Source organism: Clostridium sp. KLE 1755 (assembly GCF_000466465.2).
Lineage (GTDB): Bacteria > Bacillota > Clostridia > Lachnospirales > Lachnospiraceae > Eisenbergiella > Eisenbergiella porci.
On record NZ_KE992721.1, the window covers coordinates 48,043 to 66,162 of the forward strand.

Annotated in this window: 16 protein-coding genes; 15 read left to right on the forward strand and 1 reads right to left on the reverse strand. The window is 46.7% G+C overall.

The genetic code is table 11. The annotated features are described in order from the left end of the window. Positions 1-36: 36 nt before the first annotated feature. The 15 genes from HMPREF1548_RS15850 to HMPREF1548_RS15920 all read left to right on the forward strand — a co-directional run bounded on the left by HMPREF1548_RS15850 (position 37) and on the right by HMPREF1548_RS15920 (position 17,555). Positions 37-954 carry a carbohydrate ABC transporter permease gene (locus tag HMPREF1548_RS15850; protein WP_021637325.1) on the forward strand — a complete coding sequence of 306 codons (918 nt, stop codon included), beginning with the start codon at positions 37-39 and terminating at the stop codon, positions 952-954. Beyond that, positions 951-1,787 carry a carbohydrate ABC transporter permease gene (locus tag HMPREF1548_RS15855; RefSeq protein ID WP_021637326.1) on the forward strand — a complete coding sequence of 279 codons (837 nt, stop codon included), beginning with the start codon at positions 951-953 and terminating at the stop codon, positions 1,785-1,787. The genes HMPREF1548_RS15850 and HMPREF1548_RS15855 overlap by 4 nt, the downstream gene beginning before the upstream one ends. Before the next feature lie 33 nt (positions 1,788-1,820). After that, complete coding sequence (locus HMPREF1548_RS15860) at positions 1,821-2,903, forward strand: glycoside hydrolase family 172 protein (RefSeq protein WP_021637327.1); 1,083 nt, start codon at positions 1,821-1,823, stop codon at positions 2,901-2,903. A gap of 13 nt (positions 2,904-2,916) precedes the next feature. Further along, entirely contained in the window at positions 2,917-4,992 is a 2,076-nt protein-coding gene (locus tag HMPREF1548_RS15865; protein ID WP_021637328.1) for a hypothetical protein, read from the forward strand. A gap of 534 nt (positions 4,993-5,526) precedes the next feature. Then, positions 5,527-6,192 (forward strand): response regulator transcription factor, encoded by a 666-nt coding sequence (locus tag HMPREF1548_RS15875; RefSeq protein WP_021637330.1) that lies wholly within the window; start codon positions 5,527-5,529, stop codon positions 6,190-6,192. Positions 6,193-6,194: 2 nt separating this feature from the next. Beyond that, positions 6,195-7,283 carry a HAMP domain-containing sensor histidine kinase gene (locus tag HMPREF1548_RS15880; RefSeq protein ID WP_320920348.1) on the forward strand — a complete coding sequence of 363 codons (1,089 nt, stop codon included), beginning with the start codon at positions 6,195-6,197 and terminating at the stop codon, positions 7,281-7,283. A gap of 136 nt (positions 7,284-7,419) precedes the next feature. Then, a complete protein-coding gene (locus HMPREF1548_RS30030; RefSeq protein ID WP_021637332.1) occupies positions 7,420-7,569 on the forward strand; it encodes a hypothetical protein in 150 nt (49 codons plus the stop codon). Then, positions 7,566-8,411, forward strand: coding sequence for an ABC transporter ATP-binding protein (locus HMPREF1548_RS15885; RefSeq protein ID WP_021637333.1), 846 nt, complete (start codon positions 7,566-7,568; stop codon positions 8,409-8,411). Before HMPREF1548_RS30030 ends, HMPREF1548_RS15885 begins: the two co-directional genes overlap by 4 nt. Before the next feature lie 404 nt (positions 8,412-8,815). Then, positions 8,816-9,403, forward strand: a complete 588-nt coding sequence (locus HMPREF1548_RS30915; RefSeq protein ID WP_331491378.1) for a hypothetical protein — start codon at positions 8,816-8,818, stop codon at positions 9,401-9,403. 1 nt (position 9,404) lies between these two features. Continuing rightward, a complete protein-coding gene (locus tag HMPREF1548_RS15895) occupies positions 9,405-10,424 on the forward strand; it encodes an ABC transporter permease (protein WP_021637335.1) in 1,020 nt (339 codons plus the stop codon). Positions 10,425-10,728: 304 nt separating this feature from the next. Continuing rightward, on the forward strand, positions 10,729-11,235 hold the full coding sequence (locus tag HMPREF1548_RS15900; protein ID WP_021637336.1) for an SEC-C metal-binding domain-containing protein: 507 nt from the start codon (positions 10,729-10,731) through the stop codon (positions 11,233-11,235). 14 nt (positions 11,236-11,249) lie between these two features. Beyond that, positions 11,250-11,720, forward strand: a complete 471-nt coding sequence (locus tag HMPREF1548_RS15905) for a C-GCAxxG-C-C family protein (RefSeq protein WP_035322429.1) — start codon at positions 11,250-11,252, stop codon at positions 11,718-11,720. Positions 11,721-12,048: 328 nt separating this feature from the next. Further along, complete coding sequence (locus HMPREF1548_RS15910; protein WP_021637339.1) at positions 12,049-13,344, forward strand: S8 family serine peptidase; 1,296 nt, start codon at positions 12,049-12,051, stop codon at positions 13,342-13,344. Between the two features lie 235 nt (positions 13,345-13,579). Beyond that, positions 13,580-16,078, forward strand: coding sequence for a glycoside hydrolase family 94 protein (locus tag HMPREF1548_RS15915; protein WP_021637341.1), 2,499 nt, complete (start codon positions 13,580-13,582; stop codon positions 16,076-16,078). Positions 16,079-16,139: 61 nt separating this feature from the next. Further along, the gene (locus HMPREF1548_RS15920) at positions 16,140-17,555 is read left to right on the forward strand and encodes a phosphoglucomutase/phosphomannomutase family protein (protein WP_021637342.1); all 1,416 of its coding nucleotides are present in this window, start codon (positions 16,140-16,142) and stop codon (positions 17,553-17,555) included. 355 nt (positions 17,556-17,910) lie between these two features. Here the strand turns inward: HMPREF1548_RS15920 and HMPREF1548_RS30245 are convergent. Further along, positions 17,911-18,120: hypothetical protein (locus HMPREF1548_RS30245; protein ID WP_021637343.1), on the reverse strand; the 210-nt coding region annotated here is incomplete at its 5' end.

Consider the following 18,120-nt stretch of genomic DNA (forward strand, 5'->3'; position numbering starts at 1 on the left):
ACCTGCTGTCCGTCTCTCAAATCGAGGAAAAGAAATATGAGTACAGCAAAAAAACACAGCGGCATAAAAAAAAGCCGCGTTCCCTATCTTTTTATTGCGCCCTTCTTTCTCACATACATTGCATTTCAGCTGTTCCCTCAGCTTTATTCTCTGTGGCTATCCGTATTTGATGTGCGGTTCGGCTCAGATTTTACATTTGTAGGTTTACAAAATTATTGCGATGCCCTGAAGGACCCTATCTTTTGGGACAGTTTGAAAAATACGGCAATATTTTGGGTTTGTACACTTCCTGTGCAACTGGTAATTGCGTTTATCATCGCATCATTTATGGTAAGTCTGGCACCCCGGCTGCGCGGTATGCTGTCCGGTGTCTTTTACCTCCCAACAGTAACGAACTTGGTAGCGGTTATACTGATCTTCCAGCTGATGTTCGACGAAAATTTCGGTATTCTGAATTTCCTTTTAAATGCTTTGGGGATAAATGGTGTGTCATGGCTTACGGATCCTGTCTGGGCAAAAATCTCCACGATTATACTTATTATCTGGAGAGGCATGGGGTATTACGTGGTGTATACGCTGGCCGGTATGATGGGAATCGATCAATCTTTGTATGAATATGCGAGATTGGAAGGCGCGGGATATTTTCAAAAACAGTTTTATATTACGCTCCCGTCCATGCTTCCGATACTGCTTTTTCAGGCATTTTCCGGGACCATTGCAGGCTGGAATATTTTTCAGGAGCCGTTTTTGCTGTTTAACAAGGCTGGGGCAGCTTTAGGAAACGGCGGGCCTTTGGGTGCGTGCCGGACCTCTGCAATTTATATTTATTCAGAAGGATTTGCGAATCTGAAATATGGATATGGAGCGGCGATGTCATTGATCGTAGCTGTAATAACAACGGTTTTTGCCGTGCTGCAGTTCAAACTGTTTCGGGAAGACAGGGAGGTGAAATGATGAATAAAAAAAGAAAAATACATAATTGGGTTATTGGTATTTTGCTGGGAGCAATAGCCGCAATTTCCTTGTTTCCTTTCTATTGGAATCTTGTTTCGGCTTTCAAGCCGGTTTCGGAAATATTCACCTATCCTCCAAGTCTGATTCCCAATCTTTTTACACTGGAAAATTTCCAGCGCCTGCCGGTTTACTTTCCCTGTTTTGTCCGAAATATACTGAACAGTTTTCTGATTGCGGTTATTATACCAGTGCTGCAGCTTTTCTTTAATTCTCTGGCAGGGTACGCTTTTGCAAAGTTTCGGTTTCGGGGAGATAAAATTTTATTTGGGGCTGTATTGGGAACCATGCTGATACCTTCAACAGCAGGTTATATTCCCCAGTTTCTGGAAATGTCCAGACTGCGGCTTACAGACACTTATCTGGCTATTATTCTTCCTGCAATGGCCGGGGCATTTGGTGTATTCTTATTTCGTCAGGCCATGTATTCCGTTCCGGATGAATTACTGGAGGCATCCAGGATGGACGGTGCGGGAAGCTTTCGTTCTTACTGGCTGGTAGCGCTTCCACTGATTCGGCCGATGATGATAACAGTGTATATTAATGGATTTATTACTACGTGGAATGATTATTTTTGGCCGTTTATTGTTCTCAGTACGGAATCAAAGCTGACCTTCCCGGTGGCATTGGCAGGAATTCAGGGACAGATGTTTGAGACACCATGGGGAACAATAATGGTAGGAGCATTAATTATATCGGTTCCTACTTTGATAATTTATGCAAGTCTTTCCAAATACATAGTTCCGGATATATTTGCCGGAGGAATTAAGGGCTGAAAACTGATTAAATGGAAATGAGAGGATATAACTATGGAATTAAACAATATAGGGATGGGACTGGGAAATATTGCACTTATGTCTGATGCAAAATCGCGTTCCATCAGCGCAGAAAATTTTACAGGGGAAAAAGGAATGGGCGGAAAAGCGTTGGAAGGCGTGGGTGCGTCCTGTGCGCGTGAACTGGGGCAGGGCTGGAAAGTTTCGCCTGCAATTTTTCTGGGAGCAAAAAGCTCCTTTGTCCTGGCAGAGATTGATGGACCTGGATGGATACAGCACATGTGGATGACCTGTGCGCCTGAATTATGGAGGAGCATTATTCTCCGGATTACCTGGGATGAGGAAGAAACGCCGTCCGTGGAGTGTCCGCTTGGGGATTTTTATTGCTGCGGTTGGTGCGAAAGAACGATTGTAAACGCGCTGCCAGTGGCTGTAATGACTGCAGGGGGGATGAACAGCTATTGGCCGATGCCATTCAGAAAACGGGCCAGGATTACTGTGGAGAACATCGGAAGCAGGGATATTCCGCAATTCTTTTTCCAGATAGATTATTCTCTGGCCGAAGTGCCGGATAATGCTGCGTATTTTCATGCTCAGTGGAGAAGAAGCAATCCTCTTAAATATATGGACGTGCATACAATTCTGGATGGGGTAAAAGGTAAAGGACAGTATGTAGGAACGTATCTGGCATGGCAGACCAACAGCAATGGCTGGTGGGGAGAAGGAGAAATGAAGTTTTATATGGATGGCGATAAGGAATTCCCTACGATTTGTGGAACAGGAACAGAAGATTATTTTGGCGGAGCGTGGGCTTTTGAGGGAAATAATTCTCAGTATGGGGATTATACTTCGGCATTTCTGGGCTTTCACCAGGTAATTAAACCGGATGGCTTCCTGAAGGGAAATACAAGATTTGGAATGTACCGGTTCCATGTGCCGGATCCGATCCGTTTTGAAGAGGAACTGAAGGTAACAGTACAGGGATTGGGCTGGCGTTCGGAGGGAAGATATCTGCCTTTGCAGGATGATATTGCTTCTGTGGCCTATTGGTATCAAAGTGAACCGCATCAGCCATACCCTTTTATAGGTACCGTAAATGATTTGGAAGTGATATAGGAGGAAGTCTGAGATGAAATATAAGATGCTTGAACATGCGTCAATGGCAGAAATGAAAGAAAAGCATCCGGATTGGATATGGAACCGAAGCGATACTCATGTAATATTGGGCGTTCCCGGAACACTGGACGCTTTCAAGACACCTGTGGAACCGGGAAATTCTTTTTCCCCTGGTCCTGGTACTTATGGCATATCTTCCTGGATATATGAGGATGGGGTTCTGTATGCCCCGGAAAATATGCCTCTTACGGATTTGGAATGGAAATTTGAAGCAGGTCATCTGCCGGTATTGACGTCCTGTTTTAAATGCGGGAAGGTACGGGTGACTTCCCGTCTTTTTACAGAGGGAGATACGCAAATCAGTGATATCAGGGACTATTACAGGATTGAGTTAACGAATTCCAGCGAGGAAACGGCACAGGGCAGTTTGTTTATCCCTATTCGTTCCTTCGGGGCAGCAGGAGGAGCCATTCACAGCTTGAAAAGCAGTACCCACTGCGTCAAAATAAACGGTGCTCCTGTGTTTGTTATGGGAAAAGAGCCGGAACAGTTCCGAACGGTGAGTTATGCAAAAACTGGAAAAGATATTTCCTGCTATCTGAAAAAAGGACAGCTTCCCGGACAATGGGAAACAGAGGATGCTTCCGGCTGGGCCAGCGGTGTACTTGTCTATTCATACTGCCTGAAGCCGGGGGAAAGCGGCATTTATGATTTTATGTGCAGGCTGCATGCGGGACACTGGATGGTTGGAAAGAATCTTTCCTATACGGAAGAAATCCATTGGGAAGAGACAAAAGAGCGCCTGCTCACTTTCTGGAAAAAGAAACTTAAAATAGGCTTGCAGCTGCCGGATAAGAGATTTACGGATGCATTTTACTGCCAGCTGGTGCATTTGTATATGTTTACGGTTCATGATGATCCGCGCATTTCTCCTGTTTCCTATCCACTCTGGTGGCTTCGTGACGGAGCATATGTGGTGAATGCGCTGAACAAAGGAGGAATGCACGAATTTTCGGAGGCGTCCTGCAGGGGAATTGCTCAAAAGTATGCATTTGGTGGCTTTGGATCGGAGGGAGATGCTCCCGGAGAAATCATATGGATTCTGTCAGAACATTATCTGTTGACACGGGATCAGGAATACCTGGAGGATATGTATCCCCACATAAGAAAAAAGGCGGAATTTTTGCTTCGTATGCTGGAAACCGATAAACCGGTAAAGATTCATACAGAATTCACTACTCCGCAGATGATGCTGGAACCAAACCTTGATATGATGTGTCTTCCTGCGGCGGAAGGGCTGATACAGGGCAGGATGGATAATCATTATCCAATAATCTGGGTAAACTCCTTTGCCTATCTTGGGCTTAGCAGAGCTGCACTTTGTGCCGAAGCAGCCGGGTATGGGGAAGAAGCGAAAAAATGGAAGGCTGCGGCCGAAAAGCTGAAAGCTGCAATCAAAAGGAAATCTTCCCAGATTTTCGGGCAGAATGACAGGGATGTAAACTGTGCTTTCTGGCCTGCGGGCTGGGCTTCTGTTGCAGATAAGGAAATTCTTGATAAATTTGATGAATTTTGGGAAAACGTAAGATGTCCCGGGGGAGTGCACCATCCGGAACCGTTATGGACGTACTTCGAAGCCGGCCAGGCTCATAACCAGCTGCTGACAGGCAGAAAAGACAGGGCATGGGTATCTATTGAAATGTTTTTATCCACCCATACCGCACCAGGACTATATACCTATCACGAAGGGGAAAATGACGAAAATTCGGCGCAGCTTTGGCAGCGGACAAGAGGCTGGGATGACATTAATTATGTAACCCCTCATGGATGGACTGCTGCGGAAGTATTCCTTCTTTTAAGGGACTGTCTTATTCGTGAAGATGACGGGACGCTGCTGATTGGTTCCGGGATACCGGAAAGCTGGCTGAAGGAAGATTTTGAAGTACAAAATATCCCGACATATTATGGCCCGGTTTCCTTCCGCTATTCGGCGCGACAGAACTGTCTGGAAGTTGAAACGCAGGCGGATAAAGTGGTTTCCTGTCTGCCTGAGGATATTCAGCTTATTCGGACGCAGAAACCGTCATGATTAATGGAAGTTTGCCGTCGAAATCCTTTTGAAAATAACCTTAAACCACCGTCAGAAATGGTGTGGCACATCATCAAATAATTTAAAAAGCACAACACACCACCAGACAGGCGGCGTTTCTTACTTTCCCATGAAAGATAAGGAACGCCGCTTTTTTAGGTACTCATGCCATTCGGTAGGGGCAAAATTTGCTGCATTTTGCCGTTCATCTTTGTTTGGGGATGTGATTACACATATTAAAACATTAACAGTAATAAAGCATATTGTTCATATCAGTTTTATTGATTTTGTTCGGCAGTCCGTATATAATTGGCGATATAAAACAGAAATGACAATTAGTATATGGATTATACAACTGCCCCGGAAGCTGCGATAAAATGGGGTATTTCAGAACGACGCGTACAGAAGCTCTGCGAGGATAACAGAATACCGGTTATTGAGCGTATCAGCCATATATGCCTGATACCAAAAGACGCGGAAAGCCCCGCTGACGGGCAACGAAATGAATCTTTCAGAGGAAAGGAGTAAATTTGTATGGCTACTATTTTGATTGCAGAAGATGAAAAAAATATGCAGGATATTATTGTAGAATATATGAAGCGTGGCGGCCATTCCTGCATTACGGCAGACGACGGCATTGACGCTGTTACGATTTTGAAAAACAATCCCGTGGATTTGGCGATTTTAGATATTATGATGCCGCACCTGGACGGCTTTTCTGTCTGTAAGATAGCGAGAGAAATGTATAATTTCCCTATCATTTTTCTTACGGCAAAGGAGGGGGAGGGTGACAAGTTAAAGGGCTATGATTACGGCGCCGATGATTATATGACAAAACCGTTTAGCCCCAAGGTGCTGTTAGCAAAGGTCAATGCCTTGCTACGCCGTTCCTCGTCTGAAAATACCCAGGAAACCTTAACTGTCGGCGATCTGACTTTAGCAACGGCTTCACACAGCGTTATTGCAGCGGGCGACGATATTGACTTAACCTATAAGGAGTTTGAGCTATTGCGTTTTTTCATGCAGAATAAAAATCAAGTGTTTTCCCGCGAACAACTGTTAAACCGTATTTGGGGATATGATTTCGGGGGAAATACCCGGACAGTGGATACACACATCAAGACTTTGCGTCAAAAGCTTGGTGCGCAGGGGCATCATATCGTTACGTTGATACGTTCCGGCTACAAGTTTGAGGTATGACGATGAAAAAGATAAATGCGTGGTTTGGATTGAATACGGTTCGGAAAAAAGTGCTGCTGCTTTCAAAATTAGCGGGCGGCATTATCGTCTTTTTTTATGTTTTTACATCGGAATTACCAACCAATCGAAGCATAGCCTTTGTTATTTGGTTTGGGCTATTGGTGGCGGTTATCATCGGCGTGGACGCTATGCTGGGGCGTTTTATTTCAAAGCCGCTCGATGAAATCAACCGCACGGCGAGGCAAATGGCAAAGTTAGATTTTTCAGCGCATTGCAATATACACGCGGAGGATGAATTTGGAGAGCTTTCACAAAACCTGAATACAATGTTTTCTAATCTGGGGGAAGCTCTTGAAAAACTGGAAGCAGCCAATAAGCAGCTTGAAAAAGAAGCGACGAAGCAGCATTTACTATTGACGCAGAGAAAAGAATTGGTTGACAGCTTATCCCATGAAATGAAAACGCCGCTTGGCCTTATCCGCGCCTATGTTGAGGGGCTGAAAGAGGAAACCGATGAACAGAAAAAACAGCATTACATGGAGGTTATCTTATCTGCAACAGACCGCATGAATACTATGATTGTTTCCCTGCTTGATTTGTCTGCATTGGAAGCGGGGGCCGCAAAGCTGTCAGAGGAACGCTTTGACTTTATAGAGCTGGCCGAAACCGTCGCCGGACGTTTACTGATAGACACACCAAATGCAAATTACCGTTTTACTTATGAACTGCCGGACGAAAAAGCCTTTATTTATGCCGATAAATACCGCATGGAGCAGGTCCTTAATAATTTGATACAAAATGCAAAAAACCATGTTTGTGATAGCGGTGAAATTCATTTATCTGTTATCCGGAGGGAAAGTAAATTGCGGTTTTCAATCTTCAATCAAGGGGAACAGATACCGCCGCAGGATATTCCAATGATTTGGGAGAAATTTTACCGCGGAAAGTCCTCACAAAATAACACCTTTAACAGCTCCGGCCTTGGCCTTTCTATCGTCGCTCAAATCCTGTCCATGTGTGAAACGGACTATGGTGTTGAAAACAAACCAAACGGTGTTGAATTTTATTTTGATTTCTCCATAATTGCATAAAGCCGAAACGAGGAAACGCCTTGCTCTTAAATGAAGCAGGGCATTTTTATTTCACACCGATTTCACAGCCGCCACACTTCGATTTCATCGCATTTTCATAGACTGACCTTATTAAAACAGATAGGAGGAAAAGGATATGTTTTTAGGATTGGAATGGTATTGGTGGCTGGTTATTATCGTGGTGGCAATCTCTCTTCCATTCAAAGTTAAATTTATGAATTGGTGGAGCAAACGCCAGAAAGAACAAAAAGATAAGCGAAAAGACAAATGGGGTGATGAAGAATGATTGAGGTTGAAAATTTAACTTTCTCATACCAGAAACAAAAACAAACCCTGCATGGGTTGACCTTTTCCGTAGCTGACGGTGAGATATTCGGATTTTTAGGCCCGAATGGTTCCGGAAAGTCTACCACACAGAAAATTTTGACGGGCATTCTACAAGGATATGGGGGAAATGTCCGCCTTTTCGGTAAGGCTTTGGGGTCTCAGCAAAAGAACTTTCGGGAGAAAATCGGTGTGCTGTTTGAATTTCCATATCTCTACACGAATTTAAGCGCACTCGACAATCTGCACTATTTTGCTTCATTTTATCCTGCAGACAGCCGGCGCGACATAAACGAACTGTTGGAGCTGTTGGAGTTTAAAAAGGACTTCTTGAAAAAGCCTGTATCTTCCTGCTCCAAAGGAATGCGGCAGCGTGTTAGCATGGCACGGGCGTTACTGAACAATCCGCAGCTTTTGTTTTTAGATGAACCGACAAGCGGACTTGACCCGCAGGGCGCGGTACTGTTCCGGGGGATCATTGAGGAAGAACGGAAAAAAGGCACAACGGTTTTCCTGACTACTCATAACATGATGGATGCGGATTTGCTTTGTGACAGGGTAGCTTTTATCGCTGACGGTGAAATAAAGGCAATCGACACGCCGAAAAAGTTAAAAGAAGAAAACAGCAATCATCAAGTCGAAATTAATTATGTATATCAGGGAAAGCACGGTACAGCAGTCATTGAAATGCCAGAGCTGAAGGCGGGTATTCCGTTCCCATATGACGAGATCATCAGTATTCATTCCAAAGAACCAACGCTTGAAGATATGTTTATCCAGTATACAGGGAGGGGGTTGACATAATGTGGAGAAGGTTTCTTGCTTTGCTGAAAAAGGACTTTAAACTGATGTTATCAGGCAGGTTTTTCCTGCTTGCGCTTGGCTCCCTCATTCTGTATTCGTGTTACATTAATTTTGTCTATATAAACCTGGATCAGAACATATATCCGGTGTATCTCTATGATCCGCTCCATACGCAAAGTACAGCGTCCGCTGAAATAACAGAAGTTGACAGTATAGAGAAATTGCAGGCAGAAAGCAGGGACGGTTATGCCGTCGGCATTGACGCTTCCAATGGAACGCCGGAAATTATTATGGTTTCATCTGGCATAGACAGTACGGACAGATACCGTGCCGCATATGCAAACTTTTTGCTGTCCCCCAAATTGCATACTGCGGCAGAGATAATCGGACAGGATAACAAGGAAATGAAAAACCGCAGGGAAATCACTTGTGAATTTCTGTTTTTTGAATTAACGGCGGTCGGCTTCTTAGGACTTGCTTCCCTGCTGTTCAAAGAAAAACAAATGGGGCTTATCCGCGTCCACGGGGTGCTGCCTGTGGGCAAAACGGCGTTTATCGTCTCGAAGTTAGGTCTGTTTCTGCTGTCCGACCTTGTATTTGCAACACTTTTGACCGTCATAAATTTAGGCATTCCAATGGGGCTGTCCGTGTTGCCGCACGTTTTACTACAAACGGGTATTTTGTCCATGTTTATGGCATTGGCAGGGTTTTTTTGCGCGATGCTGCTGCCCGGTTTCAGGCAATTTTCTTTACTGTATCTTGTTTTGGCGGTTTTTATTACAACTCCCGTATTTCTTGCGGGACAGACGGGGATTGCCTGGGATTGGATAAAGTATCACCCCATGTATCCTCTGTTTATGGCAATGAAAAATGCGTATTGGGGTGTATCGGCTGCAAATGGCATTTACTATACAATTTGCGGACTGACAATGATAGCGTTGTTCCTGCTTGTACGCCGTGTGCTTCTCTGTGAAATGGCAAAGGAGGGATAACATGAAAGGATTAAGGTATCAGCTTAAAAATATCCGGCGGGACAAAATGTGTATTCTCTCCTTTTTGCTGCCTGTTATTGTTGGATTTGTTATCAATCTGCTTTCTGGGGTGAGCCTTTCATCTTTGGGCGAAACAGCATTTTGCATTTTGGAAAATGACCTCACGAATGACACAATAGAATGGTTGCAGACAAACGGCAGCGTTACAGTATTCCCCGATATGATATCTTTGGAAAAGGCTGTCAATGACCCTGCGACACAAGCGATTGGCGTACTGCAAGACAGGAATGGAATTAAAACGCTGCTGTCAGGCGACGAGCTGCAAGTAAATACAGTGATTGGCAACACACTCCCTCAGCTTTACGCGGAAAGGGAAAACATGGCTTTATCTCAAACAACTATTATCCCTGCTGCGGACAACAACGATGGCCTTAAATCCCTGTTGATAGTAATTACAATGGTTACGGCTATGTTTATGGGCTGCACCTTTAACGCCATGAGCATAATCAGTGAAAAGGAGGACGGCATTGCCTTTATCAACGAAGTTTTGCCTATGGCAAAATGGGAGTATATGTTTCAAAAAATCACGTTAGGATTTTTGGGCGGTATTTTATCTGCGATTATAACAGCCCTCGTCTGTATGAAAATTACTGTCAGCGGGATTCTGCCGCTGCTGTTAATGATTGTCTTGTCAGCGTTTATTGCCGCGTTAGCCGGGTTGTTTATAGGACACTTTTCAAATGGCCTTATGGCAGGCATTGTATATATCAAGATTGTAATGATTTTGTTCCTTGCCCCGCCTGTTTTATTTTATCTGGCTGTCCCCATGGGCAGTATTACACATGCCTTATCGTATCTGCTGCCGTCCAGCGCAACCTTTTATGGATTAATGGACTTACTGACTGGGAAAATGCAGGATATATGGATAAACATAACAGTTTTGTCAGCACATTGCCTTGTATGGCTTTTGTTATTCTTCATTACAGCGCATGGCAAACGAAAAAAGGTACTGACGCAATAGCACGTAAAACCGTTGCCTGCCATTAGATCTGTAACGGCGCGAAGTAAAGGCGGCGGCTTTAAAATAACAATTAAAGCCACTGTTTATCTTTTAAAAGAAATCATATGGAACTTTCCTGTATATGTCGCGCGGCATGGGAAGTCTGGCTGGACTTTATGGGAATTTTGTTATATACTATTTCTATTCTGAGCGAAAGCAAGGAAAATATGCGGTAAATCCTGCAGCAGTATGTTCCGTATTGGAAGGTGCTGAATAAAGTGAGCCGGATATAACCGGTGAAAATACACGGATGAGGTGATAAGAAATGGCATTATTAGAACAGTGGAGATCAATGGCTTATTCCGAAACGGCCAACAAGGGAGATTTGCAGAGGCTCTGGGCTGCTTATTTTGAAAAGGAAAAAGAGATTTACGCCCAGCTTTTAAAGAACCCTGACGAGGTGGTTAAGGGAACTGTAAAGGAACTGGCTGAAAAGTATGATGTGGATATCATGACGATGACCGGCTTCCTGGACGGAATCGACGAAAGTCTGGTGGAATCCAACCCTATCGAGGAGATGGAAGAGGATACCGAGGTAAACCTGGGATTCGATAAGGCCCTTCTTTATAAAAATATGGTTGCGGCCGGCGCTGACTGGCTGTATGAGCTGGAAGAGTGGAACGATATTTTTGATGAGGAGACGAGAAAAGCGCTTTACAAGGAGCAGAAGTCTTCCACAACTATCGTAAAGGATAAAAAGGTTTATCCCAATGATCCCTGTCCCTGCGGCAGCGGAAAGAAGTATAAGAAGTGCTGCGGTAAGAATAAATAAGGATGGGAACGGAAATGGAAAGCAGAGTGCAGGATGCGGTTATGCTGTTTGAATCAGGGTTTAACTGTGCGCAGTCCGTCTTTGCCGCTTATGCGGACCTGTTCGGGATGGACAGGGAGACGGCGCTTAAGCTGGCCTGCCCTATGGGAGCGGGCGTCGGGCGTATGCGTGAGGTTTGTGGAACGGTTTCCGCCATGGCGATGCTGTCAGGGCTGAAAATGGGGAATACGGATCCTTCCGATGAAGAAGCCAAAACGCGTTCCTATGAAATCGTCCGGAAAATGAGCGATGCTTTTCGTGAAAAAAGGGGCAGTATTATCTGCCGTGAGCTTCTCGGGATGCCGGCGTCTGTAACGGAAAGCGCCAGACCTTCCCAGCGGACCGCTGCGTATTATGCCACACGCCCCTGCAGCCATATCGTGGCGGAAGCGGCGCGGATTGTGGAAGAGATGCTTTTGGAAGATGTAAATGAACAGGTAAGATGAACGAATAAGATGTATAGATAAGAAGTATAAAAAAGTGTAGATAAGACCCGACCGGCTCCGTGCATTGTGGAAATGTACGGAGCCTTTTTCTGTGCAAAAACTGAAAAACAGGAGCCAAAAAGCAGGTAAAGCAATTAAAATAATCAAACCGTTATGGCAATGCTACATTACCCTGAATATTTGCCGGAATCCGTTGACATTTCCATTCTATTAGAGTAGTATGAAAATATATTCTACTTAAGTAGAACAGACCCATGCCATAACATAATATTACAATAAAAACCGATATTGCAGAATATCACAAGATTAAGCTGATTGGAGGAAAGACATGAAACGATTTATGAAAATAGCCTGCCTGGTTTGTATACTGTCTCTGTGCGCCGCCTGCGGCGGCACAGAAAATGCGGAGGGCTCCCACGGAAAGGAGGCGCCAGCCTTTACGGACAGCTTGACCAAGGATGGGACCGGGATCGCCCGTCAGGCGGAAGCCGCGGCGGATATGGTGGAATACTATAAAAACCGATACATAGAGTTGGAGGAGAATTTTGCCGATATCCGCTGGTATGACGGCAGTAAGATGAAACAGACACAGAAAGACCGTCTTGCGGGATGTATACCCAACATCACTTATAATGAAGAAACTGTTTTTCCCAAGGAGCTTGAGAAGGAGTTTCCGGCGCAGCTGATTCTGGAGAAGGGCAAGTCTCCGGGATTGGGCATGGAGTCCCTCCATGAACAGGGAATTACAGGAAAAGGAGTGGGGATAGCAATTATTGATCAGGTCCTTTATACCGGGCACCCGGAATATGCTTCCAATCTGGCTCTTTATGAAGAAATGCATGTGGTTCCGAACCAGTCCGGTTCCATGCACGGTGCGGCGCTGGCTTCGATTTCCGTAGGCAAAACCTGCGGCGTGGCGCCGGATGCCACCCTGTATTTCTGGGGTATGGATAATGTGAAAAGCTGGGACAGGGAAGACGACGGGAACGTGGCCTGGAAGGAATTCGCCCGCGTTATTGAGCGTGTAATAGAGTTGAACCGCACTCTGCCGGAAAATGGAAAAATCCGTGTTATCGCTATCTCAAGAGGCTATAATTTTACAGGCAATGAAGAGGTGGACGCAGAGCTTCAGGTAATGCTGGATGCCATTCACCATGCCAGTGACGAGGGCATATTCGTGATTACCACATCTACGGAGATGAATTATGATTTCTTTGAGGCTTATGGGACGGATGCGCCCTTTGCAGGGCTTGGGAAGCTGGATCCGCTGGGGGATCCGGATTCCCCGGACACCTATACGCTGGGAAGCTGGCAATGGGAAAGTGCTGAAATGTTTGAAAAAAGCCTTCTTGTTCCCATGGACGGCAGGACTACGGCGGACATGTCGGGAGATACCTATGTATATTATGCCGACGGCGGCTGGAGCTGGACCGTGCCTTACATAGCCGGTGTGTATGCGCTCTGCGCCGGGGTAGACCCCGATATTACGCCGGAAGCATTTTACGATGCGGCTGTGAAAACAGCGACCGTAATTACCCGTTCGAAGGAAGAAGGCGGAAAAGAATACACCTTCCATATGATGAACCCGCCCGCCTTGATTTCCGCCTTGCAGAAAAATGCTTAGGCTGCTTCCCTTCATGGCCTCCGTCCCATTTTTTCCAGGTATGGGGCGGAGGCCGGGCAATTTTCAAATACGCTGTAGCATGTGTTAAATATGATAAACATAATCCCCGCCTGCTCAGGAGCAGCCTGAAATCTGCACAGACACCCCTGCAAAACCGGGCTTTATGAGAACAATTATATACAAATTTTCACATATCTGACCATAGCCTCCGGACGCCCCAGCCGTTATAATAAATATGATGAAGCATTCGGGGGAACGGGGAGGCTCAGGCAGCGCCCTTCCTTCTGACGATACGCGCGGCGAAGGCCGCATGCGCGCAAAGGATGCGCAGATGGGAGCAGATATGCAGTACGGACATTTTGACAATGAAAAAAGAGAATATGTGATTGACAGAGTGGACCTGCCCACCTCCTGGACCAATTACCTGGGACTGAAGGATATGTGTGCGGTGGTGAATCATACGGCAGGCGGCTATATGTTTTACAAAACGCCGGAATACCACAGAATCACCCGCTTCCGGGGAAACAGCATTCCTATGGACCGTCCCGGACATTATGTGTACATAAGAGACAATGCGGACGGGGATTACTGGAGCATTTCCTGGCAGCCCGTGGGCAAGAGCCTGGAGGAAGCGAAGTATAGCTGCCGCCACGGCATGTCCTATACGGTATATGAAAGCGAATATAAGGACATTGCGGCAAGCCAGAAGCTTTCCATCCCGTTGGAGGATCCGGTGGAGCTGTGGGATGTGAAGCTTAAAAACAACAGCGACAGAGTGCGCGAGCTGAGCGTTTTTTCCTATTGTGAGTTCTCCTTCCACCATATCATGATAGACAACCAGAATTTCCAGATGAGCATGTACTGCGCCGGTTCTTCCTATGAAGACGGCATTATAGAACATGATCTTTTTTATGAAGAGTTCGGCTTCCAGTATTTTACCGGGAATTTTGAGCCGGACGGCTTTGACTGCCTGCGGGATAAATTCATCGGCCCCTACCGGACGGAGGATAACCCCATTGCAGTGGAAAAAGGGCAGTGCGGCGGCTCCTTTGAACTGGGCAACAACCATTGTGGCAGCCTGCAGAAGAACATCACCCTGGCGCCCGGAGAAGAAATCCGTCTTGTTTTCATGCTTGGGGAAGGAAACCGGGAAGCAGGACGCAGGATGCGGGAAAAATACAGCAGCACGGCTGCGGTGGATCTTTCCTATGCCGACCTTAAAAAATACTGGAACAGCAAATTTGACAAACTCCAGATTCAGACCCCCAATGAGGGTATGAACACTTTGATCAATACATGGACTCTGTATCAGGCGGAAATCAATGTGATGTTTTCACGGTTCGCTTCCTTCATTGAAGTGGGAGGAAGAACCGGCCTGGGCTACAGAGACACGGCACAGGATGCCATGACCATACCTCACTCCAATCCCGGTAAATGCAGGCAGAGGCTGGAGGAGCTTTGCAGAGGTCTGGTGTCAGATGGTTATGGACTGCACCTTTTCCAGCCGGAGTGGTTTGTTCCCGACAACGAGGTCAAGCCTTTCAAATCCCCCACAGTCATCCCCACGCCGAATAAGGATGACTATGTGCATGGCCTCGCTGACGCCTGCTCGGACGATGCCCTCTGGCTGGTGTCCTCCCTTGTTGAATATATCAGGGAAACCGGAGAATTTGATTTTGCGGACGAAATCCTCACCTACGCGGACGGCGGGGAAGGAACCGTTTATGAGCATATGAAAAAAATCCTGGATTTCAGTGCGAAGCAGGTAGGCGCAACCGGCGTCTGCAAGGGGCTCCGCGCGGACTGGAACGACTGCCTGAACCTGGGCGGCGGCGAAAGCGCGCTGGTATCCTTCCTCCATTACTGGGCGCTGTGTAATTTTATAGATCTGGCCTCCTTCCTGGGAAGAAAAGAGGATGTAGCTACCTATACGCAGATGGCGGAACGGGTAAAAGAGGTATGCAACAAAGAGCTGTGGGATGAGGAATGGTTCATCCGCGGCATCACCAAAAACGGAAGAAAGATCGGAACGAATCAGGATAAGGAAGGCAAGGTGCATCTGGAGTCCAATTCCTGGGCGGTGCTTTCCGGAGCAGCCAACCCGGAAAAAGGGAAAAAAGCCATGGACAGCGTGGATAAATACCTCTACACCCCTTACGGCATCCAGTTAAATGCCCCCTCCTATACGGTCCCTGATGACGATATCGGCTTTGTAACCAGGGTTTACCCCGGCCTGAAGGAAAACGGCTCCATTTTTTCCCACCCCAATCCCTGGGCATGGGCGGCGGAATGCGTACTGGGACGCGGCGATCGGGCCATGAAGTTCTACGACGCCCTCTGCCCCTACTATCAGAACGACAAAATTGAAATCAGGGAAGCGGAGCCCTATTCCTACTGCCAGTTCATTATGGGCCGCGACCATACCGCCTTCGGACGGGCAAGACATCCGTTTATGACAGGCACCGGCGGATGGGCTTACTTTTCCGCCACCAGATATATGCTGGGCATGAAGCCCCAGTTTGACCATTTTGACATCGACCCCTGCGTACCGGCAGACTGGAAGAAATTCTACATGACCCGTGAATGGCGCGGCGCCCGTATGGAAATTTCCGTGGATAACCCGGACGGCGTGATGAAGGGCGTGAAGGAAATCTGGCTGGACGAGAAAAAAGTTTCCCGCATACCGGTCCTTCCGGCAGGCAGCCACCACCAGATCAGAGTGGTTATGGGATAAAAATAAAACTGAGGCGAGAGTGCGTTTTTACAGACGCGTGTAAAAAAGGGAGGAAAAACCTATGATTAAGTTTGGAACAGGCGGATGGAGAGCAGTGATCGGAGACGATTTCACCAAGGCAAATATACAGCTTCTTGCCAGGGCGCTGTGCCTTAAAATGAAAGAAGAAAATGCGGCAGACAAAGGAATTGTCATCGGCTACGACAGACGCTTCCTGGCCAAAGAAGCAATGCAATGGGCCGGCCAGGTATTCGCCGCAGAGGGCGTAACCGCCTATCTTGTGAATAAATCAGCGCCCACACCCCTTGTCATGTTTTATGTGATGAAGCATGAAATGCCCTACGGCATGATGATTACCGCAAGCCACAACCCGGCGATATACAACGGAATCAAAGTCTTCACCGAAGGCGGCAGGGACGCCAGCGCCCAGCAGACAGATGAAATCGAAAAATACATCGCCAGGATCGAACACGAGGAAGTAAAGTCCATGGAATACGACAAAGCCCTGGAGGCTGGACTGATTCAGGAAATCTATCCCCTGAACGAATACCTGGACAATATCATAGACAACATTGATATGCAGGCCATCCGCAACAGCAGGCTCAAAATCGCCCTTGACCCCATGTACGGCGTAAGCGAAACCTCCATCAAGACCATACTGCTTACGGCCAGATGCGAAGTTGACACCATCCATGAACGCCACGATACGCTTTTCGGCGGCAAGCTTCCCGCCCCCACCGCGGCAACACTCCGCCCCCTCCAGAATTTCGTCCTGGACGGAAAATGCGACATCGGCATAGCCACCGACGGCGATGCCGACCGCCTTGGCGTCATTGACGACAAAGGAAAATTCCTTCACCCCAACGACATCATGGTGCTCCTCTACTACTACCTGGTAAAATACAAAGGCTGGCAGGGCCCCGTCGTCCGCAACATCTGCACCACCCACATGCTCGACAAGGTAGCGCAGGAATTCGGCGAGAAATGCTATGAAGTCCCCGTCGGCTTCAAACACATCTCCGCCAAGATGACCGAAACCAACGCAGTCATCGGCGGCGAATCCTCCGGAGGCCTCACCGTCCGCGGCCACATCCACGGAAAAGACGGCGTTTATGCCGCCTGCCTCCTGGTAGAAATGATAGCCGTCACCGGCAAAAAACTCTCCGAAATCTATGCCGACATCGAAGCCGAATGCGGCAAGATATACATGGAAGAAAGAGACTACAAATTCAACCAGGACAAAAAAGAAGCCGTACAAAAAATCCTCCTGGAAGAAAAACAACTCCCCGCCCTCCCCTACGAAATAGACCACGTCTCCTACTTAGACGGCAGCAAAGTCTACTTCAAAAACGGCGGCTGGGTAGTAGGCCGCTTCTCCGGCACCGAACCCCTGATCCGAATCTTCTGCGAAATGCCAGAAGAACAACAGGCAAAAGAAGTCTGCCGAATCTACGAACAGTTCCTCGACCTGAACTGATCAAGTAACTAAAGTAATCAAAAAATTAAAGTCATAAAAAATTTTATAAGTAAAAAATTATAATATAAAAATTAAAAAAATCCCCACGCAGGCCACTGATGTGCCCCCAATAAGTTAGACTTTATTGGAAGCATATCATACATACACAACCTGCTAAGGGATTTTTTTACCTCTATATTAAATTATACTTTTTTAGCTTTACATCAAATCCTCTTTCCATACAATATATTATAAACACAACATTTCGAGTGGCCGAGGATACAGGTATCAGACCCGGGGGCCCTTGTCCTTCCCGGAGTGGTCGTGCCCAGCTTTCCTTCTTGGCCTGTGCGGCAGGGGTGTATCGGATCCAGTCTCAAAAATGGGATATTTCTAACTGTCCCGTAAGGCCATAATTCTGCCAACGCAGCCAAAACTCCTCATGCAGCGACTGAAGTCGTCTGCATTCGTCAGACAGGCTGCTAGGGGCGGCAGGATTATGGTCTTTCGGGGCAGTAAGAAATATCACCATTTTTTCCAATGGTTCCGGTACACTCCCTGCCGCACAGGCCAAGAAGGAAAGCTG